The 8,079-nt window shown below is 61.8% G+C and carries 10 protein-coding genes and 1 pseudogene; 9 read left to right on the forward strand and 2 right to left on the reverse strand.

Features of this window, described 5'->3' with window-relative positions; all coding sequences use genetic code 11:
- A pseudogene (locus MRBLAR12_RS16035) lies at positions 1 to 218 on the forward strand (bifunctional D-altronate/D-mannonate dehydratase); the annotation flags it as partial.
- A 25-nt stretch (positions 219 to 243) separates the two neighbouring features.
- A complete protein-coding gene (locus tag MRBLAR12_RS16040) occupies positions 244 to 2,517 on the forward strand; it encodes a gluconokinase, GntK/IdnK-type (RefSeq protein ID WP_364747103.1) in 2,274 nt (757 codons plus the stop codon).
- Between the two features lie 26 nt (positions 2,518 to 2,543).
- On the opposite strand, the gene MRBLAR12_RS16045 is transcribed toward MRBLAR12_RS16040, so the two are convergent.
- Positions 2,544 to 3,674: a tyrosine-type recombinase/integrase gene (locus tag MRBLAR12_RS16045; RefSeq protein ID WP_364747105.1), complete on the reverse strand. Its 1,131-nt coding sequence runs from the start codon at positions 3,672 to 3,674 to the stop codon at positions 2,544 to 2,546.
- Entirely contained in the window at positions 3,649 to 4,221 is a 573-nt protein-coding gene (locus MRBLAR12_RS16050; RefSeq protein WP_364747107.1) for a helix-turn-helix domain-containing protein, read from the reverse strand. Before MRBLAR12_RS16050 ends, MRBLAR12_RS16045 begins: the two co-directional genes overlap by 26 nt.
- 103 nt (positions 4,222 to 4,324) lie before the next feature.
- On the opposite strand from MRBLAR12_RS16050, the gene MRBLAR12_RS16055 reads away from it, so the two are divergent.
- The 7 genes from MRBLAR12_RS16055 (at position 4,325) to MRBLAR12_RS16085 (ending at position 7,991) form a co-directional block, all read left to right on the forward strand.
- A complete protein-coding gene (locus tag MRBLAR12_RS16055) occupies positions 4,325 to 4,516 on the forward strand; it encodes a helix-turn-helix transcriptional regulator (RefSeq protein ID WP_364747109.1) in 192 nt (63 codons plus the stop codon).
- Between the two features lie 68 nt (positions 4,517 to 4,584).
- Positions 4,585 to 4,761 carry a hypothetical protein gene (locus MRBLAR12_RS16060; RefSeq protein ID WP_364747111.1) on the forward strand — a complete coding sequence of 59 codons (177 nt, stop codon included), beginning with the start codon at positions 4,585 to 4,587 and terminating at the stop codon, positions 4,759 to 4,761.
- 137 nt (positions 4,762 to 4,898) lie between these two features.
- Complete coding sequence (locus tag MRBLAR12_RS16065) at positions 4,899 to 5,216, forward strand: hypothetical protein (RefSeq protein ID WP_364747113.1); 318 nt, start codon at positions 4,899 to 4,901, stop codon at positions 5,214 to 5,216.
- A 297-nt stretch (positions 5,217 to 5,513) separates the two neighbouring features.
- Positions 5,514 to 6,815, forward strand: a complete 1,302-nt coding sequence (locus MRBLAR12_RS16070) for an AAA family ATPase (protein ID WP_364747115.1) — start codon at positions 5,514 to 5,516, stop codon at positions 6,813 to 6,815.
- Entirely contained in the window at positions 6,812 to 7,015 is a 204-nt protein-coding gene (locus MRBLAR12_RS16075; RefSeq protein ID WP_364747116.1) for a hypothetical protein, read from the forward strand. Before MRBLAR12_RS16070 ends, MRBLAR12_RS16075 begins: the two co-directional genes overlap by 4 nt.
- Positions 7,015 to 7,218 carry a hypothetical protein gene (locus MRBLAR12_RS16080; protein ID WP_364747118.1) on the forward strand — a complete coding sequence of 68 codons (204 nt, stop codon included), beginning with the start codon at positions 7,015 to 7,017 and terminating at the stop codon, positions 7,216 to 7,218. Before MRBLAR12_RS16075 ends, MRBLAR12_RS16080 begins: the two co-directional genes overlap by 1 nt.
- Positions 7,219 to 7,220: 2 nt before the next feature.
- Positions 7,221 to 7,991: a hypothetical protein gene (locus tag MRBLAR12_RS16085; RefSeq protein WP_364747120.1), complete on the forward strand. Its 771-nt coding sequence runs from the start codon at positions 7,221 to 7,223 to the stop codon at positions 7,989 to 7,991.
- Positions 7,992 to 8,079 lie beyond the last annotated feature (88 nt).

Consider the following 8,079-nt stretch of genomic DNA (forward strand, 5'->3'; position numbering starts at 1 on the left):
CGATCCACAACTACGGCATCCAGGAATACATGCAGCACTCGGATGCGACCAACGAGGTCTTCGAACAGTCCATGACCTTCGTGGACGGCTACCTGCACCCGGGAGACAAGCCCGGCATCGGCGTCGAATTCAACGCCGAAGCCGCCGCCGCCTACCCCTACCAGCAGGCCTACCTGCCCTACAACCGCCTCGTCGACGGCACCGTTCATGACTGGTGAACCGGCCATGACTGGTGAACCGGCCATGACAAGTGAACTGAAGACCGCCGGTCCCGCCCACATCGTGGTGATGGGCGTGACGAGTTGCGGCAAAAGCACCGTAGGCGCCGCCATCGCCGACCGCCTCGGCGCGGAATTCCTCGACGGCGACTCGCTGCACCCGCAGGCCAACATCGACAAGATGGCCTCCGGCATCCCGCTGGACGACGACGACCGGGCACCCTGGCTGGCCGAAATCGGCAGGCGCTTCTCGGCGTCGGACTCCGGTCTGGTCATCGCGTGCAGCGCGCTCAAGCGCTCCTACCGCGACATCATCCGCAGCGGGGACTCATCCGTGGTGTTCGTGCACCTGCACGGCACCCGGGAACTGCTGCACAAGCGCATGGCCGCACGCCCGGGACACTTCATGCCGCTCTCACTGCTGGATTCGCAGCTGGAAACCCTGGAAGAACTCCAGCCCGACGAAGCAAGTGTTGTAGTGGATATCGCCACGCCGGTGAAGCAGATCGTAGATGACGCTGTTGCGGCCCTCGCCGGGCCGCAGGGCGATGCAACCCGGTTCCTGGTGGACCTGAAGGCCGCGCCGTTCAACCTCGACGAATCCGCCATCGCCTGGGTGGAGTCCACCATCGACTCCATGACGGACGAGGAAAAGATCGGGCAGCTGTTCATCAACCACAACAACGACTACTCCCCGGAATACCTCGACGGTGTCCTGGAGCAGTACCACGTGGGCGGCATGCGGTACCGGCCGGGGCCGTCAGCCGACGTGCAGGAACACATCCGCTACGCGCAGTCCAAGACACGGGTGCCGCTGCTGATCGCGTCGAACCCCGAAATGGGCGGCGCCGGCAGCTGCGACGACGGGACGTTCGTCTCGACCCACCTGCAGGCGGGTTCGCACCCGGACAAGGACATCGCCCGCCAGATGGGGCGCGTTGCCGGTGTGGAGACAGCCGCGCTGGGCTGCAACTGGGCCTTCGCGCCGATCGTGGACATCCACTACAACTGGCGCAACACCGTCATCTCCACCCGGGCCTTCGGCAACACCCCGGAAATCGTGGTGGAACGGGCCAAGGAGTACTTCGACGGCATCAGCGAATCGCCAACCGTGTGCGCCATGAAGCACTTCCCGGGGGACGGCCTGGACGAACGCGACCAGCACGTGGTCACGTCCTACAACACGTTCGGCTACGAGGAATGGACCAGGACCTACGGGCATGTGTACCGGGAGATGATCGGGCACGGCGTGCAGTCCATCATGGTCGGGCACATCGGCGCGCCGGACTTGTCACGGCATTTCCGTCCCGGCCTGGCGGCGGAGGACATCCTGCCCGCGACCCTGGCGCCGGAACTCCTCCAGGACCTGCTCCGCGGCGAGCTCGGCTTCAACGGGCTGATCCTCACCGACGCGTCCCAGATGATCGGCCTCACCCAGGCCATGAAGCGCAGCGAGCTTGTGCCGGCCACCATTGCGGCGGGCTGTGACATGTTCCTGTTCTTCCGCAACCCCGCGGAAGATTTCCGGTACATGATGGACGGCTTCAAGTCCGGGGTCATCACGGAAGTGCGGCTGCAGGACGCCCTGCGCCGGATCCTGGGCCTGAAAGCCTCGCTCGGACTGCACAAGGCCGCACGGGAATCCCTCGTCCCGCCGGTCGAAGCGCTGCAGCTGATCGGGAGCGCAGCCCATTTGGCCATCGCTGCCGAAGTTGCGGACAAGACCGTCACGTTGGTGAAGGATACTGCGCAGAACCTGCCCATCACCCCGGAGACGCACAAGCGGATCCGGCTGTACGGCATCTCCGGCGGTGCGGATTTCACCATGGCGGATCCTCTGGCCTACCTGGACACCGTCCGGGACGAGCTCGAGAATGCCGGGTTTGAAGTCCATCTGTTCAAGACGGCGGCGCAGCGCAAGGCGGCAGGGGAGGAGGGCGTGAATTTCATGTCGGTCATCTCCGAGGAAGCCACGGCGGATTACGCGCAGAAGTACGACGCCGCGTTTGTCTTCGCCAACGTGAAAGGCTTCGCCCAGGAAGCAGCCATCCGGATCAAGTGGTCAACACCCATGGCGGCCGAGATTCCCTGGTACGCCACCGAAGTCCCCACCGTGTTCGTCTCGCTCAACCAGCCCAACCACCTGATTGACGTGCCGATGGTGAAGACGGCCATCCACGCCCACGCCGGGTCGCCCGAGGCCATTCGGGCGACCATCGAGAAGATCCAGGGCAAGTCGGAGTTCCAGGGCACGTTCAACGAGAACGTCTTCTGCGACTCCTTCGACACCCGGCTCTAGCTCATGTTCCCCGGATTCTAGGGGATTTAGAGCAGGCTCCCTGCGGAGCTGACATCCTCAGTCCGCAGGGAGTCCGCAGGAATCCGCAAAGCCTCATCTAGGAGGCCCGCAGCAGCAGCCCTGGTGCGGTCCTCCGCTGTGGGCCAGAGGTGGGCGTATGTGTCCAGTGTCGTTGTGGCTTTGGCATGCCCGAGCGCCCGCTGGACGGTCACTACATCGCACCCCGCGGCGATGAGCCCGGAGGCGTAGAAGTGGCGCAGGTCGTGCAGTCTCAGACCCTCTACGCCGGCGGCCTTGACTGCCTTGCGCCACCAGCCGCCGACAGTGTTTTGTGCCGGCGGCAGCCCGTTCACCGGGCCAACGAACAACCACTTCTCGGAGCCGCGGACGCCGACGTTCTGAACATGGGAGGCGAGGATCTGAGCCAGGCCCTCCGGGATGAACACCACACGCTCTGACCCGTATTTCGGGGGAGTGATCGCCACGGTACCGGGGAGTGAGCGCTGAATCTGCCGCTGAACGTTGAGCGTACGCCGGAGGAAGTCCACGTCTCCGAGCTGCACGCCGGCAGCTTCCCCCAGTCGAAGCCCCGCAAACGCGCACAATGCGATGAATGGCCTGAACCACTCCGGGGCAGCATCCAATATCCGGCCAACTTCAGCGGGCGCCGGGATCGTCATTGCCGCTTCGGCTTTCCTGACGCGGGGCAAGGTGATGCCATCCGCCGGGTTGGACGCAAGAAGCCTGTCCTTCACTGCTCCCCGGAGGATTGAACGGACGTTGCTGTATCGGGTTTTCACAGTCCCAGGCGCAAGCCCGTCAACGCTCATCTTCTTCACCCATGACTCAATATGTGAGCGTTTCAGGTTCCGGAACTCCACGTCACCGAACGTGCATGAGCGGACGGCCAGGCTCATCGCCTTCGATGTGCCGGCGGCCCAGAGCTGCCGCCCTGCCCAGTCCACGAAGAACGAGTTGAGTGTGACGCGGCCCGACTTCGGATCAATGTAAGAGCCCGTGACCACAGAAGCTGTGACCTCATCGAGCCACTTCTGGGCGTCTATCTTCCTCGTGAAGTGCTTGGCATGCTCTTTGCCCGCGTGGTCCCGGTAGCGGGCACGCCAGGAGCCGTTATCCCTCTTCTGAATGCTCGCCATGCGACCCAGCCTCTCCATCAATTTGCCAAGCTAACAGGAGATGGTCGACCCAAGGACCCCGACCGAGGATCTCGCCGGTTTTGGGATCTTTCTCAAACCTCATGTCTCCGCTCGCGATTTTCTTGCCCACATGCACCCGCTCTGCCACTCGCGCAGCGGTCAGGTTCAACCAATCCCGAGTTTCGACCGCTTGACTCTCCGAAATTGAAGCAGCGTCGGCAGCGATAGAGAGCAGCAGTTGCGCGTTCTCGTAGTCACTGACCACTTTTCCCAGGTTTTCGTATGCGTCCATCATCTTGCTCAGCGCCATCCGAAACATGCCTTCGGTGCGCGTGGAAACCATGTCTGAGACGTCCACTCCGAGAATGCCGGCGACGTCGATTGCTTCCGTAAGCCGCATCGGGCGTTCGCCCTTCTCCACCGCCCAAACCGTGGCTTGGGACCACTTGTATCCCAGCGACCTCATGGCGTCGGCTATGTCTTGCTGGGTCCGCTCTCCCCTAAACCGCGCGAGGTTTTGTCCGATTGCTTCATCTCGATCACTCATATCCAACACCCTACTAGAAACGCCTGTTGACGACTACTAGAAACTAGTACTATATTTATTAGTGAGGGAAGACAAGCTTTCCTAGTTACGAGCTGGAGGGGTCATGGCAATAGCAGTCGCAACACTGCTGACGCTGGCAGAAGTCGCCGAAAGGCTGCGGAAGTCGCCGGCACAACTCCGCTGGATGATTCACAGCGGCACGGCACCGAAGTCCGCACTAATCGGCGGACGGCGGATGTTCCGAGAGTCCGACATCGAGGACTACATCAACCAGGCATTCGAGGACGCAGCCTGATGGCAACCACAGTAAGAAGTACGTCTGGGACAGCACCCGTTACATTCGATGTGATCGGGCCTGACCAAGTGCTGATCGCACTCGAAGACGGTTCTCAGCAGGTTTACCGGCTGGCTGACATCGTCGCAGCGCTCGGAATCACCGCACCGGCTGCCGCATGGTCCTCGGGTTACTGGCACGGGACCTCACATACTGGGCCGCTGACAGACGCCATCGTCGAAGCAAAGAACCCGCACAACACTTAGCAAAACGCCAGCCTGGGGGCTAGGCGTCACAGCCAAATCTCATTGCACAAAAAATGGCCCTGAACCTTGCAGTTTGCGCTGCCAAAATTCAGGACCACCTACAGAACTATCATCCACCACAGAAAATAGGTCTCATTTTGTCTGTCTCCACAGTACCGAACAATGCCGTAGAAGTCACGCCCGAAGCTGCAAACAGCCTGGCCGTGGACAGCCCGAAGCGCCTCACGATTGAGCAGGCGCAGGCACTCTACGGACTCATCAAGACTTTCCGGCCCGACTGGGACCGACCGACCGTCATGCGGCAGATGCAGACCACTGCTCTTTACAGCGAGCTGGCAGCAGCCGACGTCGTGCGGTTGTTCATCGACGCCGCGGCAGGCGACGCCGGCAAGCCCTTCGAAGCCTTCGACTTCCCCGGACACAACCGCTGGCCTGTCACCCCGGAGGCCAACTAGCCACCAACAGCCGGGAAGGCATGAGCCCCCTTCCCGGCACCACCGGCAGCACTACACGACACCTGACAAACACTTAGGACGCACATTGTCTCAGCTCATTGACCACCGCAAATTCCGCCACGGATGGCCCGATCACGAGTACGACCGCTACCTGAATACTGGCGACCCGCTGCGGGCCTATTGCGGCAAGTACCTGCCCGCGGAACGCGTCCGGTGCACCAGCGTCCGCGACACGCCCCTACCAGCCTGCCCGGACTGCACGACCGCATGGGCACGTATCAATCAGAAGGCGGCAGTATGACCGAGATCCCCGACTACTTCCGTGCAGACGCCTACGAAGATGAAACGCCGGCCCCGAGGACTGGACTCAAGATCCGCAGGGCCACCGACCTGAAGCTTCCGCCGCCCACCAAGTGGCTTGGCCGGGGCTGGTTGCCACGCCGGGAAATTACGGTTCTTGTAGGCGCCGAGGGCATCGGTAAGAGCCTTCTCTGGGTGCTCATGGCAATGCTCGTGACCACCGGCAGGGCGTTCCCGATGTTCAACTGGGCAGCCAGGCAGCCCGCCGACGTCGTGGTCATCGTGACCGAGGATTCAGCGAGCGAGGTGGAAGCACGGCTTCGGACATCCGGCGCGGACATCAGCAGGATTCACTTCTTCTGCGCTGAGGATGACGGAACCGGCACGCCAGTATTCTCCGGCGGCAACAACGGGGACATGCTTCTACTCAGTGGACTGCTGGACCAGATGGAAACCAAGCCTGCCTTCCTGGTTGTTGATGCCTGGCTCGACACCGTAGCGGGAAACCTCAACATCAGGGACACCCAGCAGGCACGCTCAGCGCTCCACCCCTGGAAGGAGCTTGCCACCCGGCATGACCTTGCGGTGCTCCTGGTTACGCACACAAACCGCATGGACACCACAAACACCCGTGACCTTATGGGCGGCACCGCGGCACTACGGCAGAAAGCACGCATGGTGCTCTTCGCCGCACGGCCACCCGCAAAGGATGACAGCGGTCAGTTTCTGTGGGTCGGCCCAGACAAGGCCAACACGACAGGGATTGTGGACGCCGTGAAGTTCCAAGTGCGCGTGGAGCAGGTTCGGGACCAGACGGACGACGACCCGGGCACGACAGCGTTACTCGCCGCGCCGGCTTCCGCACTGATGCCAATCGCGCAGCTCCTCTCTCAGTGGAAGCAGGAAGAGACCGAGGCAGAACGCAAGCCGTCCAAGGCTGAAGAAGCAGAAGACGCCATCAAGGCCTACATGGAGCACACGGACGGCACCGCACTTGCCTCTGAGGTAAAGGACCACTTGCGCCAGGCGGGCTACGGCAAGACTGCGTCCGAGTCGGCAATGAAGGCGCTGGGCACGTCGGCACCGTCCGGACCAAAGCAGCCTTGGGTCTACACGCTGAGGGAATTTCAGACTTCCTACCCAGTAGGTCTATCTCAGGAAGTTAGTAACTCTAGGAAGTCTAGGAAGTTAGAAGCGGATGAGGACGCATTCAATGTTCCTAGTCTTCCTGAACTCCCTAAGTCCCTAGAGACACCCCAGCCATCTAGGAAGTCTGAATGGGGAGGGGAAGCGGCATGACTGACGCCGAAAAGATCGCAGCCCTTGCCCAGCAGGTCACCTACTGGCGGAACCAGGCAACAGCGCTGAACCAGCTTCTACAGGCCACCAGGAATACCCCCGAGCGGCACCACGGGCGCACCACCCTCCATCGCGACCCCACCGGCAATCAGGCAGCCGCCGCCGTAGACAAAGAACGCAAGAACAGGAAGGCCGACTAATGGCTTATGACTACTCGCCGAAGACCTTGGAACGCTGGGAATTCCCAGCTCAGGCTGAGGCCTACCGGCTGAAATTCCTCCACCAGCAGCAGGAAACAAACCACTGGAGAGGCCGCGCAACCGCAGCGGAAACCCAGCTAGCCATGTACCAGGCCCGCGAGAAAACCGCCGGCCTCTCCGCCCCCACGAACGAAGGACACTAACTATGGGTAAGTTCGACAACCTGAACGACAGTCAGCTCCCGGACATTTTGCGCCGGATCCGCAACCTCGAAACTGCGAGTCCGATGAACAACGCCGCCATCGGGCGCGGCGGGCTCACCGTATACGACGGTGGCGGGATTTCCATCGAAAACGGCGGGCTGAATGTGGTTGGTTCGGGTACGTTCACCGGCACTCTTTACGCCAACGGGACGGTAGCGTTCACGGGCACGTTCACCCAGACCGGACCCACTACGTTCACGGGGACAACGAACCTCAATGGCCCCACCAATATTGCGGGTACAACGACCATCACCGGGAATGTAACCAGCACGGGCACGTTCACTAACAACGGGCCCACCAACCTCAACGGCGCGACGAAGACCACCGGCACACTCTCGGTTGAAGGAATCACGACGCTCAAGTCGGACCTCAACGTGACTACCGGCGGCAAGATCAAGGTTGGCACGTCCATGACCCTTGACCCGTCCGTATCCTCCGGTGCGCTCGTGTTCTCCAACGGCGCCCAGGTCTTCACCGACGCCACAACGGTCCAGATGTTCAAGGGCGGCAGCGTCGTACAGATCGACAGCAGCTCAGCAAAGCTCCAAGCTACCGGCGGCTACGTGAACGTTGACAGTGGCGGCGTGAGGGTCGACGGCCCACTGAGAAACAGCAGCCACAGCACAGTCACAGGCGTCACCGCCAACGTCTACATGGACCCGTCAACCGGCGCCTGGGCCGCCTCGGAGTTCTCGGACAGTGGACCCCCTTAAAATCGGGGGACTACTGAAATGAGGAATGTGCAGAATGCCTGCATCACGTCGCCGGTTCAGCCAGGAGTTCAAGGACCAGCTGTGCGAG

Origin of the sequence: Arthrobacter sp. LAR12-1-1.1 (genome assembly GCF_040676555.1) — a bacterium.
Lineage (GTDB): Bacteria > Actinomycetota > Actinomycetes > Actinomycetales > Micrococcaceae > Arthrobacter.

Coding starts and splice junctions, on each gene's coding strand:
- MRBLAR12_RS16040 (WP_364747103.1), top strand. CDS start 244: ATGACAAGTGAACTGAAGACCGCCGGTCCCGCCCACATCGTGGTGATG.
- MRBLAR12_RS16045 (WP_364747105.1), bottom strand. CDS start 3,674: ATGGCGAGCATTCAGAAGAGGGATAACGGCTCCTGGCGTGCCCGCTAC.
- MRBLAR12_RS16050 (WP_364747107.1), bottom strand. CDS start 4,221: ATGAGTGATCGAGATGAAGCAATCGGACAAAACCTCGCGCGGTTTAGG.
- MRBLAR12_RS16055 (WP_364747109.1), top strand. CDS start 4,325: ATGGCAATAGCAGTCGCAACACTGCTGACGCTGGCAGAAGTCGCCGAA.
- MRBLAR12_RS16070 (WP_364747115.1), top strand. CDS start 5,514: ATGACCGAGATCCCCGACTACTTCCGTGCAGACGCCTACGAAGATGAA.
- MRBLAR12_RS16075 (WP_364747116.1), top strand. CDS start 6,812: ATGACTGACGCCGAAAAGATCGCAGCCCTTGCCCAGCAGGTCACCTAC.
- MRBLAR12_RS16080 (WP_364747118.1), top strand. CDS start 7,015: ATGGCTTATGACTACTCGCCGAAGACCTTGGAACGCTGGGAATTCCCA.
- MRBLAR12_RS16085 (WP_364747120.1), top strand. CDS start 7,221: ATGGGTAAGTTCGACAACCTGAACGACAGTCAGCTCCCGGACATTTTG.